The following is a 20,082-nucleotide window of genomic DNA, read 5'->3' on the forward strand; positions in this document are numbered from 1 at the left end:
GTTATAGGTTTTACTGTGCGTAAACATCAACAAACACTAACAGCGCTTTTCATATGTACACTTTTCTCTTTCTCTAGTTTTAGCTCTTATGCCTCCATTGCAACCTCTGGTGGTTTTACAGCAACACAAAATTGCGAAGCCTTCCAATCTTTTCGTAAACAAACGAACCCTTATGACACTAAACTTGTAGTCGGTAAACAGTATCAAATAAAAGCGGTCAATGAACGCGACTATCGCTGGGTTCATATTCTTGTACCAGATGCTAAACCTTCTGTTCGCTGGGTAAGTAAAGACTGTGGTACTGTTAATTTAAGCCAAAACCTCACCGACCCAGCCAAAAAGCATGACAATAAGTATTCGAACTCTCGTAAAAGTTGTAGTTCGGTTGGAGATTTTGATTCTTATGTCTTAGCACTTACTTGGCAGCCAGGCTTTTGTGAACACTTTAGCTATAAAGGTACAAAGCCTGAATGTAATGCAATTAACGATGGTAAGTTAAAAATCACCAACTTAACATTACATGGTTTATGGCCGAATAAAGCAAGTTGTGGAACCACCTATGGTTACTGTGATCGTTTCGCTCGATTAGACCTTTCTCGTAACACCATAAACCAAATTGCACCGTGGATGCCTAACTTCTACTACCAAACCAAATTTGGTGAATATGAATGGAAAAAGCATGGCACTTGTCAAACGCGTAATGCTAACGACTACTTCATAACAGCAACAAAACTGGTTGAAAAAGTAGACGCCTCTCCTATCGGATCATTTATTAAAGATAATATTGGTCGTAATGTCTCTGTATCTAGTTTTAAGAAGAAACTCGTTGCCAGCTTTGGTCGCAATGCCGTTGACCGTATCAGCCTATCCTGTACTCAGGGTAAGTTCCTGAATGAAGTTCGCCTCAATTTAGGAATAGATATCGATTTGAGTAAACCGATTGTTGATTTACTTAAGGCAGGTCCAAAAAACAGAGTATTTTACGGAAACTGCCGTAAAATGATTTATATTGAAGATTCTGGTAAGTAATATAAAAAGGGGGAACCAATATTTATCCCTTACTTTTTCGGTTATATTTTTAAGCCGTGTAAGTGTCATTCAATATAATAATGTAATGACTATTTATCTCGGTTTACAGACATCTTTAATCTGCTATTTATTCTCTTATCTAGCTTTTTATCAAAAAATAAAATAGCACCTTAAAACTTAAAAACACACAAATATTCTTAAACCATAATAATGCACAGTGTTTATTTGAGTAAGTTCACCACCACCAAACAAAAAAACATAACCAACTGATTTAGATACAAAAAAACACAACACACACAAAAAAATGTAACACGTTACATAGATTTGATTCTTTTTTTGTGATATAAAGCCGATTGGATTTTTAGTGATTTATGCTACCTTGCATGGCGTTTGGAGCAGCTAAGTCGGTGAGATGTTTGATGGTTGTTATACGTTCACTAAAGAATATTCATTCAATATTAATTATAAAAAATACCATCATACAAGCCGATAAATTTAGAACACTCAATAAATATGAATGTTCCTATTCACTTAATTATCTGGATGATTAAGTTTTATTAACAGGAAAAGTTATGAATTCTACGAATGAAAATTTGCTTACAACTATTAACGATAGTCTGTTAGCAATCATTGGTTCAATCAATGGTGTACTGTGGGGACAGGTATTAGTGTACTCACTCGTAGGTGTGGGTATTTATTTCTCTCTACGTTTAGGGTTTATACAAATCCGTCAATTCGGACACGCTATTAAGGTGCTTAAAAGCGGTCGTGAACTTGAAAATGGTATCAGTTCATACCAAGTATTTTGTACATCAATGGCGGCGCGTGTTGGCACCGGTAATATGGCAGGTATTGCAGTAGCCTTAAGCATTGGTGGTCCTGGTGCTATTTTCTGGATGTGGGTTATTGCCCTATTTGGTATGGCAACCGCGTTTATTGAATCAACCCTTGCGCAAGTATACAAAGTAAAAGACGTTGACGGTCAATATCGTGGCGGCCCTGCTTATTACATGGAAAGAGGCTTAGGCAAACGTTGGATGGGAACGCTATTTTCTATCTGCTTAATAATCGCGTTCGGCTTTGTATTTAACGCAGTTCAAGCAAACACGATTACAGATGCGCTTCACCACTCTTTTGGTTTTAATGAAACAACTCAAGGCATCGTACTCGTAATCTTTTCTGCTTTCTTTATTATGGGCGGTCTACGCCGTGTTGCTTCAGCATCAGCTAAGATTGTTCCAGTGATGGCAATTAGTTACCTCGCTATTGCTGTTATCGTAGTCATCATGAATATCACAGAGCTCCCTGCTGTTCTTTCTCTTATCGTGAAAAGTGCATTTGGTTGGCAAGAAGCTGCTGCAGGCGGTGTCGCATTTACAATTTCACAAGCAATGCAAACAGGTATTGCACGTGGTTTATTCTCAAATGAAGCAGGTATGGGCTCGGCTGCTAATATCGCAGCAAGTGCAACGCCAAACCCTAACCACCCTGCCTCACAAGGCTTTGTGCAAATGCTAGGTGTATTTGTTGATACCATTGTTATCTGTACTGCATCTGCTGCAATGATCATGCTTTCAGGTGTAATGGATATGCCAAATGCAGGTCAAGGTATTAGCTTATTACAAACCGCACTTTCTAACGAACTAGGTAACTGGACAACTTACTTTATTGCCGCAGCAATCCTGCTATTTTGTTTTTCATCAATTATTGCAAACTACTCATACGCTGAAACCAACATCATGTTCTTAAATGGTAATACCAAAAAAGGTCTGATGCTTTTCCGCTTGTGTGTACTAGGCATGGTGATGTTTGGTTCAGTTGCTTCTCTACCTGTGGTATGGAACTTAGCTGATGCATCTATGGGCTTAATGGCATTTGTTAATATCGTAGCGCTAATTTTCCTATCAAAGTTAGCTATCCGCGTTATCAAAGATTACGAGCGTCAGCTAAAACAAGGAAAAACACCTGAGTTTGACCGTTCTAAATTCCCAGAGCTTGAAGACCTTGACGGTGCATGGCACCCAGATACCATTGCGAAAGCACGCCGTAAACACGGCAACCATTTCGCTAAATAATCTGTAATCGCTTTTAAAGCCAGTATTGATCTTCAATGCTGGCTTTTTTCTTTTCTAGATTAGACGTTACATATTCAATTGTTGTTTAATTGCAGCAACCATCTCATTACTTGTTGGTGATAGTCTTGATGGAAATACGCCGACTACTTGCCCTTGTTTATTTAACAAATACTTTTGAAAATTCCACCCAACCGACTTACCTGACTGTGCGATTAAATGTTTGTACAACGGATTGGCCTTACTTCCCTTAACACTTGTTTTGGTTATCATAGGAAAAGTTACGCCATAATTGCTATAACAGATATTAGCCGTTTGCTGATCGCTGCCTCTATCTTGCTTAAAATCATTAGATGGAAAACCAATAACCACCAATCCACTGTCTTTATACGTTTTGTACAACTCCTCCAGCTGTTTGAATTGTGGGGTAAAACCACATTGACTAGCCGTATTCACTACTAATACCACTTTCCCTGTCAATTGTTTGCAAAAGTCATAATACTCATCGCTATTGAGTTTTTTTAAAGGCGCTTGATAGAGTGTTGGGCAACTTGAAGCGTTCGCAAATGTTGTCACGAGAGAAGTAAAAAGGATTGAACTTACTAATAAAATAAGTCGTAAAATAAAACGATTATTGCTAATCACTTGCATGTTTTTTCCCTTCTATTCATTAATTATATAAATAATCAGTCAACAATACGAAAAAGGGCTAAAGAAAGTTTATTTCTTTAGCCACTATTGAAGAGAATAAAACATTAGATATAACCGTTTTGAAATTTCCACGCCTCACTCATCTTATCAATAACACAAGCAGGCAATGGTCGATGTGCTTTAGCTGGCTGCGTAGCAATATTTCGATAGCCGCACCGTTTTAGTCGCAAATCAAACGCACGATCGATTTGCATTCCAGCACGAGCGAGATCCCAACGAAATACTCGGAGTGCTAAATATTCATGTTGCTCTAATTCACCTCCTAATGGGTATTTAAGCACTTTATTGTAAGCCGTTTTTGCTAAATCGAAGTTCACTTGAATCATAAGTTCCTCCTTAGCTTTCAGCCATTAATATAAATTATCGGCTAACTTCAAGCTAAAACGTTACAGTGTCGCAAGCAAGCTTTTTCGCAATAAAAATGACAATAAAGTGCAAATTAAAATAAATAATGTGATGTAAATCCGCTAGTAATTGGTTATTAATAGCAAATATGGTTAACAATCAAACAAAGAAGAAAGAGATCTACCGTCGATTTTGCTTTTCGTAAAGAAAGGCTTTTATCCATAATTAAGCTGAATTATTATGCTTTATCGAACAACGCTAGGAACTCAATATGCAACAAATTAAAATCGCCGCTAATTCGCAGATTGCCGTTATTTTTAAGACTTGGTCATCTGAATGGGAATCGGAAGTTGAAGCAGATAAAAAAGATGCTGCGAACAAATTCCATACAGTTTATAACATTGCAGCTGAGTTGTTCGCAAAAGGCGGAGAAATTGAAATTTCTTTCATTTCTGCGTTATTTAATGATTGTAAGCAAAAAACTGAAATGGCTGAGCAAATGTTCAACAAGATCAAAGCTAGCCTAAAAGATGATCCTGAACGAGCTGAGAAATACATCGCTAAAGTTAATACCGCAGCGCAAGATGCTGCATTTTCGATGAACTACCTTGGCCAACTACTCTTAAAATCAGCTTAATGTCGCCAATGTCTAGAGCCCTTATATCGAGGGCTTTATTTGCTGCTATATTCAGCAATATTTAACTAATAAGTACTAAATCTACTTTACACTCTAAATCTCCTTGTCAGCTTTCTTCTATAGGCATACATTACGCCAAAATATACCTTTTACAGATACTGTTAGTTTTATACTAACTCATCTCTATATTTCTTGCGTTTGTAATGTAACTAATGAAAAAGCACTCTCTATGGTCTCGTTGGTTTTCTAACGCGGCAGATATACCTGACTCTATTCGTATTACTATTCCAATGGTAGTGTCACTCGGCTTATTCTATTTTTTTGGTTGTACTGCCGCAGGAATCTCAGGTCTCATCACCGCTTGGTTACTCGGTACTCAAGCGCGCGATCTCCCCTATTTAAAGCGCTTACAAATTTTATCTATCTCAGTTTTTTTAACCGCTTTATCAACCTACTTAGCTTTTAGTGTCTTTGATAACTTATGGTTTAGCTCCCTTACTTTATGTAGCATTGCAATTGTATATGGCCTGATGTCTAACCAACGTCCGCATATTCGTTCGTTTGGGTATAATTTTGGTTTTACTTACATCATGTCCATTCACTTTGCGAGTACTGAAAATATCTTTGACATTATTCTGATCGCGAACTTGTTTGCTGCGGGAAGTGTAATGCTAACGTCACTGATCTTATGGCCTTTTTTTAAAGGACGTATTTTACAAAATCATATACACGATGTGACATTTACTCTTGCTGACTGGCTAAATACAGTACGTTGTACGAATGATGAATCTGTTCTAGAAGATATACGGCAACAGTTTTATTTATGCGCACACAAGGTCGCTTATTACAGCAATTCAATTACTTCACCTAAACGAACTGAACAAGTGCGTATGGATCTACAACGTTCACTTGAAGTCGCTGAGTATGTAATTAGTCTTGAACGTATTTTAAGTTTCAATTTACAAGAAAATACGCGCAGCCGTTTATCTAATTGGATTGAACAAGCCGCGAGAGAAATCAAACAACACCAGCAAATTACAGCGATTTTTGATGTCAATGAGCATAAAAACAACCAATACATTGTCGATTTATTAGAACAACTTAAACGCTGTTATAACTTTTCAACCTTCTCTACCCCCGATTACAGTAAAAATATTTATCTTTTCACCTCAGATACGGTGTCCTTTTTACGTAATTTTAAACATGCTTTACATCTTAAATCTAAAGAATGGCGACACAGTGGTAAAATAGCCATTACATTGGCAATCACACAGTTTTTAACGATTTTTTATCAAATCCCTCAAGGCTATTGGATCTCATTAACAGCCTTTATTGTATTACTCACCTCATCAATAGGTGTGACCAACCACCGTATTTGGCATCGTTTTTATGGCACTGCATTAGGCGGTTTATATAGTTTTGTGTGCTTATATTTTTTTCCACATCAACACCTAATTATACTAACTAGTATCTCTGTCTTTTTTGCTTTTACGACATACCATAAAGAGCGCTATGACATTCACGTATTCTGGTTAACATCGATGATTGTTTTCTCAATCAGCCTACTTTCACCTGATAATACCTATGTAACGTTTTATCGTATTATTGATACCTTGTTTGGGGTAACCATTGCCTTTTCTATTAATTATTTTGTCGCGCCAAGTTGGACAATGCGTTGGTTGGATCTTTATATTGCACGCATGATACGTTCGCAGATTTTGTACGTAACCGTTTTAAATAAGCCACTCTTTGAGCAGAAACTAAACCTATATAAAGCACAGGATAATTATTATGTCCTTAAAGGTGAGATCTTTAATCTACTTAAAGAACCAAATCTTAGCCCTCGTACATCTCAAGATTGGAAGAGTTTGTTGGTTATCTTACGCCGTTTAAGTGATTCGCTTTTATTGGCAACCAAACTTGGGCTTAATACTCCTGATGATAATAACTATACCCAGAAGTGGATTAAACAGCTTTCTGACATTGAAAAACGATTCCCACATCGACATGAGATAGATCAACCGATTGAAATTGATACGGACAATTATGAACATTCGGCTGATATGCTATGTTCATTAATTGAAGAAGATATAAATCAATTAGAATTGTGGCTATGTTATCAACAAGCGTTTCCATTAAAATAAGCTAGGTTTACCGTCCAGAAAAATGTACTTTCACTGTTCTTTTTGAGAGTCATTCACCTTTTTAATACTACCAGTCGCAACATTTACTGCTAAGTAATGTTGCTGACTGTTAGTACTATCAAATTCTTCATAACTAAATAAATAGCAGGTTTGGCAATCAAAAATAGGTTGGTTGTAATCAAGCTCTAAATTCGTCCCGTTCGCTTGATAGTATTCGCTATCTATTGCTAACCCTACGGCTTCTAGTGCTTGTGCTTTATCCGTATATTTAGGTGCTGTCGATATCTTTTCATTATAGGTTTTATCTTTATATTGAATGAGATACGTTTGATTATCAGATGTTAATAAAATATCTTTCCAACCATTATTGATATCATCACCTACCAACACAGGTTGTTGAATTTTTTCCCACTTTGCCATTATTTTATATTGGTCATCAAATAAATAGGCCTTACACTCATCTTTCTCGCAATAGCGTTCGCTCTGCATAAGTACAAAGGTTTCTTCTTTACCGTTATTATTTAAATCTGCTCGACCGTAAAGGTAATAAGGTAATTTCTGGTCAGTATTAGATATGGTTTTATCTGAAGGAAAGATCTGTTTTTTTATCGCGGACGCTAACTTCTCATCAATACTTTGTTGATGTACTTCCTGTTCTCTTAACCCAAACACAACAAGAGCAATAACAGTGATGACAATAGAATAAAATACAATGTGGCGGTGCTCCATAATGCCTTCCCATTGATAACAACACACTTTCTCCTATTAGTGTAAGTCTAATTCAGCATCCTTGCTTTTATTGCTCTATGCTCAGTTGCAATAACCTATCCATTCAACTGTTTTCTCTCATCAATACGTTTACGGTGCCAGATAGAATAATGACGTAATCCTGCTGGACCATGGGTAATAAAGACTGAAAGTAAAATCACTGTAATATAGATATGTGCTTGATGTGCAGGAAGCCAAACAATAGATAACAACATGAATAGTTTAACAAATGTTAAAACCCCTTTAAGCTGAATGACCCATAGCTTTGAACGATAAATTTCTAGTGACATCATGGTAATGCCGCTCATCATGGCTAATACCCACCAATTGATCCAAAGCGCTTTATCAACAGCAAACATAAAGCCAGCACTAGACACTGCAACTCCTAAAATGTGCAATGCTCTAATCGCTGTTTTTGCTAACCGCTGGCACCAAAATCGTGTTTCAGAAATAGTATAAGGCTGGCCCTTATTTGGGTGCGGTTTATGTGTCCCGCGTTGATGCGTTGATTTTTTATCGGTCATAATCATTGTTATTAAACTAGTAGGCGCGCAAGCATAACTGATCTTGAGTTAACACGACATGATTGCAGGGCGGAATTCTTTCATTTTTCCACCAGCCACTAGATAACAGTCCATGCCTGCCGCTTTAGCTGCTTGACAACCTAATTCAGTATCTTCAAACACCAAACAATATTGTGCCGCTATACCTAATTTTTGTGCCGCTAATAAGAACGTTTCTGGTAGCGGTTTATGCTTTGTAACATCATTGGCCGTAACAATAACATCTAGATACGGCATTAAGCCTGCGCTGGTTAAAATTTCTTCAGTGTGGCGACGCTGACACCCCGTACCTATCGCTGTTGGAATACCTTCAGATTTTGCTTGTGTCAATACATCGAAAGTTCCCGTTATTACCTCACCTTTATGTTTAATATCATCAAAGTGATGGAGTTTTGATTCAGCAAGATAAACAGGATCTACATCTAACTGATACTTCTCAATAAGAGCTTTTGCTGTATTTAAGGTTGGTGATCCACCCATGGTATAAAACCAATCGTGATCAAAAGGAATATTGTGCACTTCACACGTGAGTTGCCAAGCATAAATATGAGCAGGCATAGAATCGACTAGGGTTCCATCCATATCAAAGATGACGGCTTTATAATTACTAATATCCATTGTTTACAAATCCCTTCTCTATCGTTATTTTTTTGCGGCGTATCCTGTCATAAACAAATCAACACAGCTTTCAATATAAGCATCATTTTCTTGCTCTGTCATATCACAAGGTTGACCCAGTTGCGCTAAAAATACCATCCGACCATGTAGCATCAATAATAGCTGCATCGCTGCATCAGAGGCTGAAATTGGAAAACTCAACACACCTTGTTGTTGTTGAAAAGATAAGTATTGAGCCAACATTTCGATGGTAATTTCAGGTCCGGCAGAAACAAACACTTTTGCCAGATCAGGATGCGACTCTAACTGACGAATCGCCGTTCTGTATGTCAGAATAGCTTCATCTGTTCGTAAAATCGTTTGAAAACGTTTAGCAAAATCACACAATACATCTCGCGCCTTTCTTCCATCATCCAATGGCAATTTATCCATCTGGCTTTCCATACATTTAGCACGAATACACGTTTCAAACAGATCATCTTTAGTTTTGAAATGAGCATAAACCGTTTGTTTCGAAACATTCGCAGCCAACGCAATGCTATCCATAGAAATCGCATAACCATGTTGAGTAAAGAGCTCAGTCGCAGCATCTAATATTTGTTGTTTCTTTAATTGACTTCTTGCTGTTAGCACTTTTCCACCTACGAGCACATAAATGCTAATTATTTACATAAATACACACAATCAAACTAGACAGTCCAGTTTGAATGGTATACTTTTTAATCATATGGACTTGTCAGTCTAGTTTAATATTAGGATAGCCAGTAATGCAACGGATAACCAAATCTTCTTTAGCGTTATGTATTATAATGAGCACAGCTACGCTAACTGGATGTGATGCGCCAGCGAAAGAGGAAAATAAAGCATCATTACAACTGCTTAATGTAGACACTCATCAGCTCAAACAACAACAAGATTTTGCGATTGAGCGTGAATATGTCGGCTTTGTTCAAGCGGGTCAACAGGCCAACCTTGGCTTTGAGCTTAGCGGTAAAATAGACAATATTTATGTCAATGTAGGTGACACGGTTCAGCAAGGTGATCCTCTTTTAGCTCTCGATACTTTATTACTTGCAACTGAAGCCGACCAATTAAAAGCCCAACAAGCTCAAATATCTGCACAACTTGAGTTAGTTAATGCGAATCTAAAACGCCAAAAATCACTCAAATCCAAAGGCTTTAGCGCGGCATCGGATATAGATAGCCTGACAAGCCAACGTAAAGAACTGCAAGCGAATTATCGTCAACTATCAGCGACCCTTGCAGCAAACCAACTACGGTTAGTTAAATCCACCATTATTGCACCCTACAGTGGAATCATCAGCGCACGTCATGTTTCCCATGGTGATGTTGTAAACGCGGGCTCTCCTACTGTTACCCTGCTAGCGAATAAAAATAAAGAAGTACATATCGGTATTCCTATCGACAAGGTACAAGGCGTGACACAACAAAAAACCTGGACAGTACGAATAGGTAAAGACAAGTACCCTGTTACTTTACTCAATCCGGGTGCTACCGTGAACCTAAATAGCCGTGCTATTAATTTCCGTTTTTCATTACCAACGAATGCCAATGTTATAAATGGTGAATTAGCGTATCTCAATTACAGCGACACACAACAGCAAGCAGGATTTTGGGTTCCCTTATCAGCGTTAACTGATGGTATTCGCGGTACGTGGAACATTTTTGCGGTTGTTGAAAATGGTGCGGGGCCTGAAGTTGAACGACGCTCAGTACAACTCCTTTATGCTGCAAATGATAAAGCCTATATCCAAGGTGCCGTTGATGAAGGCGAACAAATTATCGCAACGGGATTGCATCGTTTAGTACCAGGTCAAATTGTAACAATAAACCCAAGCGTAACACCGAAACAAAAAACAGCCACCAAGCCAGCATTAACTGACGATAATGGGGCTTAAGATGAAACGTATACTTTCTAATACCCGCCTACTGGTTTTGGCTGTCGCTTTATTGATCGTGAGTGGTCTCTCTGCCTTATCTTCGTTGCCAAGAGCTGAAGATCCAATAATTAATAATCGTAACGCTTCGATTATAACTCATTACCCGGGGGCAACAGCTGAACGTGTTGAAGCGCTCGTTACCGAGAAAATTGAAAATAAACTAAGACAAATAGATGACATTAATAATATTACATCGGTTTCTCGTCCGGGTATTTCGCTTGTCAGTATAGAACTAAAAGACAGCGTTACCGATTCAGAACCCGTATGGTCTGATGCAAGAGATAAACTCTCTGATATCACACCGAATCTACCAGACGGCGCTTCTGTTCCTAATTTAGACAGCGATCATTCTTATGCCTTTACCGTTATTACAGCGCTGACATGGCAAGGTCGCTATCCCACAGATTTACTCACTCTACGCCGTTATGCGATTGAATTAGGTAACCGCCTACGTGCGCTCAATGGTACAGAGTTTGTTGATGAATATGGCTTACCCGAAGAAGAAGTGGTGGTAAAAATTGATCCTGTTGCCGTTAGTGCATTAGGACGCTCAGCCATTTCGATTTCTTCTGCCATACAAGGTGCAGATGCAAAAAATGCTGCAGGTGAACTGGTAAATGGACAAAGCCGATTTAGTCTAGAAATTGCAGATTCTTTAGACTCACTCGACCGTATAAGACAAGTACCTATTACGATTGATAGTAACGGCCATCTTGTGCGGTTAGAAAATATAGCCACCATTCAACGTCAGCAAACAAACCCAGCAGCTGAGATAGCAGTTATTGATGGAAAGCTCGCAGTTATTGTTGCTGCGCGTATGCAGCCTCATCTTCGCGTTGATCAATGGACAAAGAGCGTTCATCACTTTCTGTCTCAATTTGAACAAGAGCTTCCGAGTAATATAAAACTCAATCGTATCTTTGAGCAGCAAGGCTATACCCAAGTTCGTCTTACTGACTTAGCCCAAAATTTATTGCTCGGCTTCTCGCTCATATTAATCGTATTATTTATTACTCTCGGGATCCGTTCTGCGTTTATTGTTGCTCTATCATTACCACTTACTTGTTTATTCACCCTCGCTTTAATGCATTTTACTGGATTACCGATGAACCAAATGTCGGTAACGGGGTTAATTGTTGCGCTTGGGATCATGGTCGATAATGCGATTGTAATGGTAGATACTATTCAACATTATCGTAAGAAAGGTCTTGAACGAATCGATGCAGCCTTAAAAGCTATTCAACATTTATGGGTTCCGTTACTTGGTTCAACACTGACAACCATTCTTGCCTTTGCCCCTATTTTCTTAATGCCAGGTCCTGCCGGTGAATTTGTAGGTGCTATTGCTATCACCGTATCTTTTTCTCTGATCGGTTCTTATCTTATTGCTCATACACTGGTTGCAGGATTCGCAGCGCGTTGGCTTCCTAAACAAACCCAAAATAATGCATGGTACCAAACAGGATTAACCCTACCTTGGTTTGCGAATGTATTTGGTAATACCGTAAAAATGGCAATTAAACGTCCGTTATTAGCGCTCATTACAATGTCAGTATTACCTTTTGTTGGTATCTGGAGTGCATCTCAGTTAACCGAACAATTTTTCCCACCTTCTGATCGTGATATGTTCGAGATCCAAGTGTTTTTAACGCCACAAGCGAGTATTAATGCAACGGCAGCAACCACAAAAAAAATCGATCACTTACTTAATGAATATAAGGATATCGAACAAGTTAATTGGTTAATTGGAACGAATTTCCCCTCGTTTTACTACAACATGGTCGCTAACCAACAAGGCACACCTAACTTTGCTCAGGCGATGATCAAAACCAATAACTTTAAAGTTGCTAATACACTGATCCCTAAACTGCAAAAGCAATTAGATAAAGCGATCCCAGAGGCACAAATTTTAATTCGTAAGTTAGAACAAGGCCCTCCGTTTAATGCGCCACTTGAAGTACGTTTATACGGCAATAACCTTGATAAATTGAAAACCATTGGTGAAGATATCCGTTTATTGATGGCGAGTACGCCAAATGTTACGCATACCCGTGAAACATTATTATCAGGTTTACCGAAAGTCAGTGTGGATGTGAATGAACAAGCCAGCCAATTAAGCGGTTTAAACCTCACTCAAATCGCAGATCTCTTGCAAGCATCACTGATTGGGATCACTAACGGCAATATTATCGAAGGTGCAGAAGCAATCCCTATTCGTGTTCGAGTGGATAACCTCTCTCGCGAAAATATGACGAACTTAGCAAACCTTCATATTCCAGTGGTTAATAACCATGCAAGTGATCAGTTTTCAGGTATTGCTATTTCATCCATAGCAGATCTATCACTGACCCCAACACGTGGCGCAATACCACATCGAAATGGTCAACGAATTAATGTTATTGAAGGCTATTTAGAAGCAGGTGTTTTACCGCAAACAGCATTGAATGCATTTAAAATAAAGCTCAATCAATATATGACGACATTACCCGCTGGATATACCGTTGAAATTGGAGGTGAATCTGCAGAGCGAGATAAGTCTGTTGGTAACCTCATCGCCAATCTATCCATGGTGTTTACTCTCATGATTATGGTGGTTGTGATTTCATTTAATTCCTTTAGATTAAGTTTGATCATTTTCACCGTTGGCTTTATGGCATCTGGGCTAGGGCTGCTCTCAGTATGGCTGTTTAATTATCCATTTGGCTTTACAGTCATTATTGGTTTACTCGGCTTAATTGGTTTGGCGATCAATGCCGCTATTGTCATTCTTTCCGAGCTAAAAGCAGACCCTAACGCATTAAATGGTGATAAACAGGCTATTCATATTGCCGTAATGAGTTGTACACGACATATAACATCAACCACGATTACAACCGTTGGTGGATTTATTCCTCTGATGTTAGAAGGTGGCGGCTTTTGGCCTCCGTTTGCCGTCACCATTGCAGGTGGTACAGTATTAACCACATTGCTTTCTTTCTACTTTGTGCCTGCAGCTTTTACGCTATTGATGAAACGTAAACAACAACATGAAATGCCATTACAAACGGCCTAATAAAACAAAGCCCAATGTTTATCTCTTCAAGTAATATATTGGGCTTTATTTATAAGCTATCCCCCTATCACAACGCTGTTTGAGTATTTGGCTAGAATCTAAAAAAGAAGCATTAGAAAAATACTCTCTATTAATTTTAATGCTTTGACTCTTTACCCAATGATCACGTTCTGAACCTATTCCATAATCAATGTTATAAACCAAAAAATTCTGCTGTTGATACATAAAACGTAAATTAGCGGGTAATGACGTTCGTTGCTGAGTCATGTTGGCATAGTAATAAAATTGGAGATCACAGCGCTGCACAATGTAAGAACCTGCTTGATTACGTATTGCAATGTAAGGAGGCTGATCTATTGGTTGGAATAAACTCCATTCTCCGACTACTTGTGTTATCTCTAACGGTCGATGTGTCGTTAATTTTGGCTTAGGTGGAATAAGCTCTTCAACAGCAACTTTTTGTGGAATTACAACTGGTTCTATCAACCTATTTTCTATCTTTGAAGTTACCTTTTTAGTATCATTTGAATTTAAGAGTGTTATTGCTGCGACGGCTAATCCGATATTCAATACAACAGAAGCTATAGCTAATCCAAATTTAATTATTCGGTATCTTTTTCCCCTCGCCTTATTTTCATAAGGCAGCACTGTACTAATAATATTTTTTCTTTGTTCCTTTTCTAACATTTCCGTTAATCGTTTATTCTCACACGATTGATGATCTAATTTTTTTCTTAATTCTAAGATTAGTTGTTCTAATTCGATATTATTTATTTTTTGAAGATCTAACTCTTGCTTTAATTTTTCAGCATACTTCTTTGTTAATAATATTTTATCATGTTTAATATGGATTAATTCGCAATGCTTATTACCATTACCACATAATACTTCATTATAAGCATGCGAAATTAATTGCATTAAAATAACAGAACCAGATTTATCAGGATGCAATCGATGAGATAACAATTTATAACGCTTTTTTATATCACTGGTTGTTGAATATTCTGTTGTTCCCAGTAGCTCATGGTATGTTGTCATTGTAAATATTAGTAACGGTGACGTTAAAATACTCTGCAATAAGGATGTTTAATTAGCAACTATTAATTAAATATACGACAACAAATTTCATTTTTTTTGACGACTGGCACGAAATTCACCAGGGGAACAACCAATGTGCTTTTTAAATACTCTCGAAAAGTAAGACACATCTTTAAATCCAGCAGATGAGGCAACGGCTGATATTTTTTCTTGATCTGAACTTAAGAGACCACACGCTAAGTCTAACCGCTTTTTAATAATGTACTGCTTGAGTGTCACTCCCATTATATTGTGAAATAAACGAGAGAAGTACGTCGAAGAAAATTGACATGCACTCGCTAACTCTTCTTCCCGCAAAGGAGCGCTGATATCTTTGTCGATAATTGTTAAAGCTGGAAGGATCGAAAGTTCTCGCTGAGAAATATCTTCAACATTTATCATATTATCGTCATGAGTATGTAACCGTGTTAAGCAGGCATCAACTTTTTGACGAATTGCATTACTCGACAAAATATCTTCCGCTCCAGCTCGCAAAGCAGACACAGCCAATTCAGCATCTAAATCATGATAAACAATAACAATCTTCACATCAGGAAAACGTTGTTTTATTGTACGTAATAATTTAAAACCATTTGATTGTGAATCTTGTATTTCAATGAAAATTAATTCAAAACCTGTCATTGTTGATAGTATTTCAAATGGCGATACATCAACAAGATTATGATACTGCAGTAGAATATCTTTTGTACTGGTATGTTTTTCTTTATGACAACAATTAACCCAAATCACATCATCACCTGTTGGTTATTCTCTTAATAGGTTTCTTTGATGATCATCCTTTATCACAAAACAATATACTTCCTAATTTGTTCAAATATTAATTATTTATATTTATTAATATGGCTAATAATGGTTACAAACACTAATTTATCCAGTCACATTACATGTTCTTAATTATTAGTAACGAGACAATGATTTTGTTATAGCCCTAATTAATTGATAACTGCATTCGTATATTTAGCAATAATGACAACTCTTTTATAACATAATGAATATTAAGTATTCGTTGAAATAACAATTCCGTATAAAAAAAACAGAAATAGTTTGTAGCAAAAAAAAACAAATACCGTATTTTTAATACAAATTTTTACATATAAAGTTTGCTTTTTAGTGTATCTTTGTGATCATTGTCATAATGTATAACAATTCGCATAACTAAATAAAAACAAACAGCGATAGAATACTTATTGGATATTAATTTATGTTTCGAGATTAGGGATCTATCAATGCGTAATTTCTCACGGAATTATTATTTTTCCGTTATTACCGCAACTTTTCTTAGTTGTTTTTTTTCCAATCAAGTCGCATCTCAGACAATAAAGCATTCATCACCTGTTATTGCTGCTTATTATCCAGATTGGAAAGTGTATACCCCTAAAACGCCCTACAGTGCCAACATGCTTCCTGTTAATGATTTGACGCATATTATTTATGCTTTTCTTGCTGTCTGCGGACCTATTAATGCCTCCCCCGACAACATAAAAAAAATAATGAAAACCCAATGTAAAAATAAACCAATAGGTACCGCTATCGTCTTAGATGACTATGCCGCACTTCAAATGAAACTGAACGGTAAGACATCAAATAAAGTTAGCTACCATGGTAACTTCGGTCAATTAAAGTTACTTTCATACGACAATCCAAATTTATCTATTCTTCCTAGTTTTGGCGGTTGGACATTATCTGAGCCTTTCCATACTGTGGCGTTAAACGATGAATACAGAAAAACATTTGTTGATAGCGCTATAAAATTAATACAAAAATACGATTTCTTCGACGGCATTCAAATCGATTGGGAATACCCCGGTGGACATGGTTTATCAGGCTTAGGCAATGATAATATTGAGAGTGAACGTCTTGCATACACAAAGTTAATTCACGAACTTCGTACCCAATTAAATACATTAGGTATAGAAAATCAGCGTACCTATCAACTTTCAGCAGCAGTGAATGCTGCACCTAAAACATTACCCGGTATTGATTGGAAGAAAGTCTCGCAAGATCTCGATCAAATATTCTTAATGAGCTTTGATTTTTTAGGCAGTTGGGGTCCTACGGTTGGTCACCATAGTAATTTATATAGTACCCCGTTAACACCTGATGATATGTCAGTTGATAGCCAAGTAAATGCCTTATTAAAGCAAGGAGTTGACAGAAAGAAGGTCATTATTGGTAGCCCCTTTTATGGTCGAGGCTGGAAAGGTGTCGACAATGCTTCTACTGATAAACTCGAAGGGTTAAGTAGTAAAGGAACAATCGATAAAGGTTCAGATATTGCAGACCCTGGTTATTTTAACTACTCCGATATTGTGAAATATTTAATCAACAATAAAAAAATGGGTTACCAGTACTATTACGATGAAAAGGCGGAAGCTGCCGTCTTATTTAGCCGAAAGAAGAATGAATATATCAGTTTTGAAGATAAGCGTTCATTACAAGCTAAAGCTGATTATGTGAAGAAACATAAACTCGGTGGCGTTTTTGGTTGGGAAGCGACATCAGATCACAACCATGAGTTAATAAGATTACTCAGCAAAAACTTCAAACAATAACGACATCTTGTTTATATAAACTGATTCCATATACTAATAAGCATACTTTCCCGATAAGTAAGCTTGTTTTTTGTCCACTAACAAATTTCTGTTCTCATTACCCGCTTATTTTTTTTACTTTTAGACATTTTTCACTCTTTGCACAAATTTTTTGCTGACAATCACATTTCATTACCCTAACATTGCAATCCGAAATATGAGTTCCGATGAAGACAGCAGGAGAGCGGCAAAAGAAATTACCATGATGGTATCTCTTACGCCCGCCGAAGAAGTAAGCACTTTAATCAATTGAGCCCCTCAATTGATTAAATCGTAAATCTTTCAGGCACCATGTCGTATTTTACGATAGGTATGGACTGTTGTTGGAGGAGCCTCTGGAGAGACTCGTTAAATCGAGCGCCGAAGGAGCAAGCCCTATATGGGTGAAACTCTCAGGCAAAAGGACAGAGGAGATAAGAGCAGCAACCAGATATTATCTGCATCCAACATTTATGTTGTTCTATATCTCTTCCTTTGAAGTTTAAAGGAGGAATAATGAATCCACTACACGATACAATTTTTAATTTTCTTAAAACCTTTGACAGTCTTGTTTGGGGACCGCCATTACTGATCTTATTAGTCGGTACAGGTTTGTACTTAACCATCCGTCTTGGTTTTATCCAATTCCGCTATCTACCACTGGCATTACGCTATGTATTTGGTGGCAAAAAAGATGCTGATAGTAAAGGTGAAGGAGATGTTTCTAGCTTCGCCGCACTATGTACTGCCCTTTCTGCAACAATTGGTACAGGTAATATTGTCGGTGTAGCCACTGCAATTAAACTTGGTGGCCCTGGTGCACTTTTCTGGATGTGGCTTGCTGCTGTATTAGGTATGGCTACTAAATATGCAGAATGTTTATTAGCTGTAAAATACCGCGAAGTAGACAGTAATGGCCAAATTTTAGGCGGCCCAATGTACTACATAGAAAAAGGTGTTGGTAGTAAGTGGCTAGCGAAACTGTTCGCACTTTTTGCCGTTGGTGTTGCTTGTTTTGGTATTGGTACTTTCCCACAAGCGAACGCCATTGTTGAAGCTGCACAGATTTCTTTCAATGTACCGAAAGAAATCACCGTTGTTATTTTAACAGTATTGGTTGCGACAGTAACGCTTGGTGGTATTAAATCAATTTCAAGTGTCGCTAGTACTGTTGTTCCACTCATGGCTGGTTTTTACATCATTGCTTGTATCAGTGTATTAGCGAGTAATTTTGATGCTATTCCACATGCCATTAGCTTAGTCATTGAATCCGCATTCACAGGTCATGCAGCTTCAGGTGGTTTTGTTGGCGCAGGGATCATGCTTGCTATTCAGTCTGGTATTGCTCGCGGGGTATTCTCGAATGAATCAGGCTTAGGTAGTGCACCTATTGCAGCAGCTGCCGCACAAACTGAATCCTGTGTACGTCAAGGTCTTATCTCTATGACAGGTACTTTCTTTGATACCGTCATTATCTGTACGATGACAGGTCTAACCTTGATTGTTACTGGCGCTTGGTCTTCTGATTTTGCAGGTGCCGCAATGACAACGCATGCTTTTGCAGAAGGTCTAAATTCGAGCTATTACGGCCCATTAATGGTCTCTATTGGCTTAATGTTCTTTGCATTTACCACTATATTAGGTTGGAATTATTATGGAGAGCGTTGTATTACTTACCTTTTCGGCGTGAAAGCAATTTTACCTTACAAGTTATTTTTCCTTATACTTATCGCTGGCGGCGCCTTCATGCAGCTAGATATGATTTGGGTGATTGCGGATATCGTTAATGGCTTAATGGCGATCCCTAACCTTATTGGTCTCGTTGTATTACGCCACGTAGTTATTGCTGAAACACAGACATTTTTCACGAAATTAAAGCTAGAAAATAGCTAACCCGTCTCTGAGTTATAAAATAGAATACTTACGAGCCTTACTACTGTGAGGCTCATACTTCTCTCTTTCCCTTTAGTTCAGCGAAATTAATCTATTTTGACATTACTCACGTAATATTGATTTAATCTATGAGTAGATTAAATAAACAGCTTTATTCATCCCTTATCTACTATATTGGTAGATAATACGATGGTTACTTATTGATTATCCCCTACTTTAATAATTAGTAAGTTAAATGAGTTGAAACTCATATGCTTAAAAAGGACATTACAATGAAAAGTCAATCTTCACGTCGGCGATTTTTACAATTAACTGTTGGTGGAATTATTGGTCTGAGTATTGGAAGCAAGCTATTAGTAAAACCGGCTCAAGCCGCTGAAGTTCCTCATTTGTCTATTGATGACCCACAGGCAAAAGCACTAAATTATGTTAACGAATCCACCAAAGGCGACAGTAATTGTAATAGCTGTATGCTTATTGAAGGTGATGCAAGCGCAGCATGGCGACCATGTAAAATATTTCCTGGTAAGCTTGTTAATGCTAAAGGATGGTGCTCTGCTTACGCCCCTAAACCTGCTTAACTCTTTTCAAATAAAAAGGCCATATCAAAGGCCTTTTTAT

Annotated in this window: 17 protein-coding genes and 1 riboswitch; of the genes, 9 read left to right on the plus strand and 8 right to left on the minus strand. The window is 37.6% G+C overall.

What is annotated here, in order from left to right; translation table 11 throughout:
• Positions 1–15: 15 nt before the first annotated feature.
• Both SKA34_RS12055 and SKA34_RS12060 read left to right on the plus strand, forming a co-directional pair.
• The gene (locus SKA34_RS12055; protein ID WP_006645814.1) at positions 16–1,029 is read left to right on the plus strand and encodes a ribonuclease; all 1,014 of its coding nucleotides are present in this window, start codon (positions 16–18) and stop codon (positions 1,027–1,029) included.
• Between the two features lie 572 nt (positions 1,030–1,601).
• Entirely contained in the window at positions 1,602–3,104 is a 1,503-nt protein-coding gene (locus SKA34_RS12060; RefSeq protein ID WP_006645815.1) for a sodium:alanine symporter family protein, read from the plus strand.
• 66 nt (positions 3,105–3,170) lie between these two features.
• Here SKA34_RS12060 and SKA34_RS12065 read toward each other — a convergent pair whose 3' ends face one another.
• Together SKA34_RS12065 and SKA34_RS12070 are read right to left on the minus strand one after the other, a co-directional pair.
• Positions 3,171–3,752, minus strand: a complete 582-nt coding sequence (locus SKA34_RS12065; RefSeq protein WP_006645816.1) for a glutathione peroxidase — start codon at positions 3,750–3,752, stop codon at positions 3,171–3,173.
• Between the two features lie 104 nt (positions 3,753–3,856).
• Entirely contained in the window at positions 3,857–4,138 is a 282-nt protein-coding gene (locus tag SKA34_RS12070; protein ID WP_006645817.1) for a hypothetical protein, read from the minus strand.
• Between the two features lie 290 nt (positions 4,139–4,428).
• On the opposite strand from SKA34_RS12070, the gene SKA34_RS12075 reads away from it, so the two are divergent.
• Positions 4,429–4,794, plus strand: a complete 366-nt coding sequence (locus SKA34_RS12075) for a hypothetical protein (protein WP_006645818.1) — start codon at positions 4,429–4,431, stop codon at positions 4,792–4,794.
• 212 nt (positions 4,795–5,006) lie between these two features.
• Positions 5,007–6,938 (plus strand): FUSC family protein, encoded by a 1,932-nt coding sequence (locus SKA34_RS12080; protein WP_006645819.1) that lies wholly within the window; start codon positions 5,007–5,009, stop codon positions 6,936–6,938.
• A gap of 30 nt (positions 6,939–6,968) precedes the next feature.
• On the opposite strand, the gene SKA34_RS12085 is transcribed toward SKA34_RS12080, so the two are convergent.
• From SKA34_RS12085 to SKA34_RS12100, 4 genes are all read right to left on the minus strand, one after another.
• Entirely contained in the window at positions 6,969–7,694 is a 726-nt protein-coding gene (locus SKA34_RS12085) for a hypothetical protein (protein ID WP_232284273.1), read from the minus strand.
• Positions 7,695–7,762: 68 nt separating this feature from the next.
• Entirely contained in the window at positions 7,763–8,230 is a 468-nt protein-coding gene (locus SKA34_RS12090) for a hypothetical protein (RefSeq protein ID WP_157044488.1), read from the minus strand.
• Between the two features lie 48 nt (positions 8,231–8,278).
• Positions 8,279–8,887: an HAD family phosphatase gene (locus SKA34_RS12095; protein WP_006645822.1), complete on the minus strand. Its 609-nt coding sequence runs from the start codon at positions 8,885–8,887 to the stop codon at positions 8,279–8,281.
• Between the two features lie 24 nt (positions 8,888–8,911).
• A complete protein-coding gene (locus SKA34_RS12100) occupies positions 8,912–9,520 on the minus strand; it encodes a TetR/AcrR family transcriptional regulator (protein ID WP_006645823.1) in 609 nt (202 codons plus the stop codon).
• Between the two features lie 134 nt (positions 9,521–9,654).
• Between SKA34_RS12100 and SKA34_RS12105 the strand changes: the two genes are divergently transcribed.
• Positions 9,655–10,806 (plus strand): efflux RND transporter periplasmic adaptor subunit, encoded by a 1,152-nt coding sequence (locus SKA34_RS12105; protein ID WP_006645824.1) that lies wholly within the window; start codon positions 9,655–9,657, stop codon positions 10,804–10,806.
• Between the two features lies 1 nt (position 10,807).
• Positions 10,808–13,900 (plus strand): efflux RND transporter permease subunit, encoded by a 3,093-nt coding sequence (locus SKA34_RS12110; RefSeq protein WP_006645825.1) that lies wholly within the window; start codon positions 10,808–10,810, stop codon positions 13,898–13,900.
• Between the two features lie 45 nt (positions 13,901–13,945).
• Here the strand turns inward: SKA34_RS12110 and SKA34_RS12115 are convergent, their stop codons facing one another.
• Both SKA34_RS12115 and SKA34_RS12120 read right to left on the minus strand, forming a co-directional pair.
• Entirely contained in the window at positions 13,946–14,938 is a 993-nt protein-coding gene (locus tag SKA34_RS12115; protein WP_006645826.1) for a J domain-containing protein, read from the minus strand.
• Positions 14,939–15,025: 87 nt separating this feature from the next.
• Entirely contained in the window at positions 15,026–15,727 is a 702-nt protein-coding gene (locus SKA34_RS12120; protein ID WP_006645827.1) for an AraC family transcriptional regulator, read from the minus strand.
• A gap of 497 nt (positions 15,728–16,224) precedes the next feature.
• Here SKA34_RS12120 and SKA34_RS12125 point away from each other — a divergent pair, with 497 nt between their 5' ends.
• The 3 genes from SKA34_RS12125 (at position 16,225) to SKA34_RS12135 (ending at position 20,042) form a co-directional block, all read left to right on the plus strand.
• Entirely contained in the window at positions 16,225–17,550 is a 1,326-nt protein-coding gene (locus tag SKA34_RS12125; protein ID WP_006645828.1) for a glycoside hydrolase family 18 protein, read from the plus strand.
• A gap of 364 nt (positions 17,551–17,914) precedes the next feature.
• Positions 17,915–18,007: riboswitch (glycine riboswitch) on the plus strand.
• A gap of 77 nt (positions 18,008–18,084) precedes the next feature.
• Positions 18,085–19,461 carry a sodium:alanine symporter family protein gene (locus SKA34_RS12130; protein WP_006645829.1) on the plus strand — a complete coding sequence of 459 codons (1,377 nt, stop codon included), beginning with the start codon at positions 18,085–18,087 and terminating at the stop codon, positions 19,459–19,461.
• A 272-nt stretch (positions 19,462–19,733) separates the two neighbouring features.
• The gene (locus tag SKA34_RS12135; protein WP_006645830.1) at positions 19,734–20,042 is read left to right on the plus strand and encodes a high-potential iron-sulfur protein; all 309 of its coding nucleotides are present in this window, start codon (positions 19,734–19,736) and stop codon (positions 20,040–20,042) included.
• Positions 20,043–20,082: the final 40 nt, after the last annotated feature.

This window comes from Photobacterium sp. SKA34, assembly GCF_000153325.1.
GTDB lineage: Bacteria > Pseudomonadota > Gammaproteobacteria > Enterobacterales > Vibrionaceae > Photobacterium.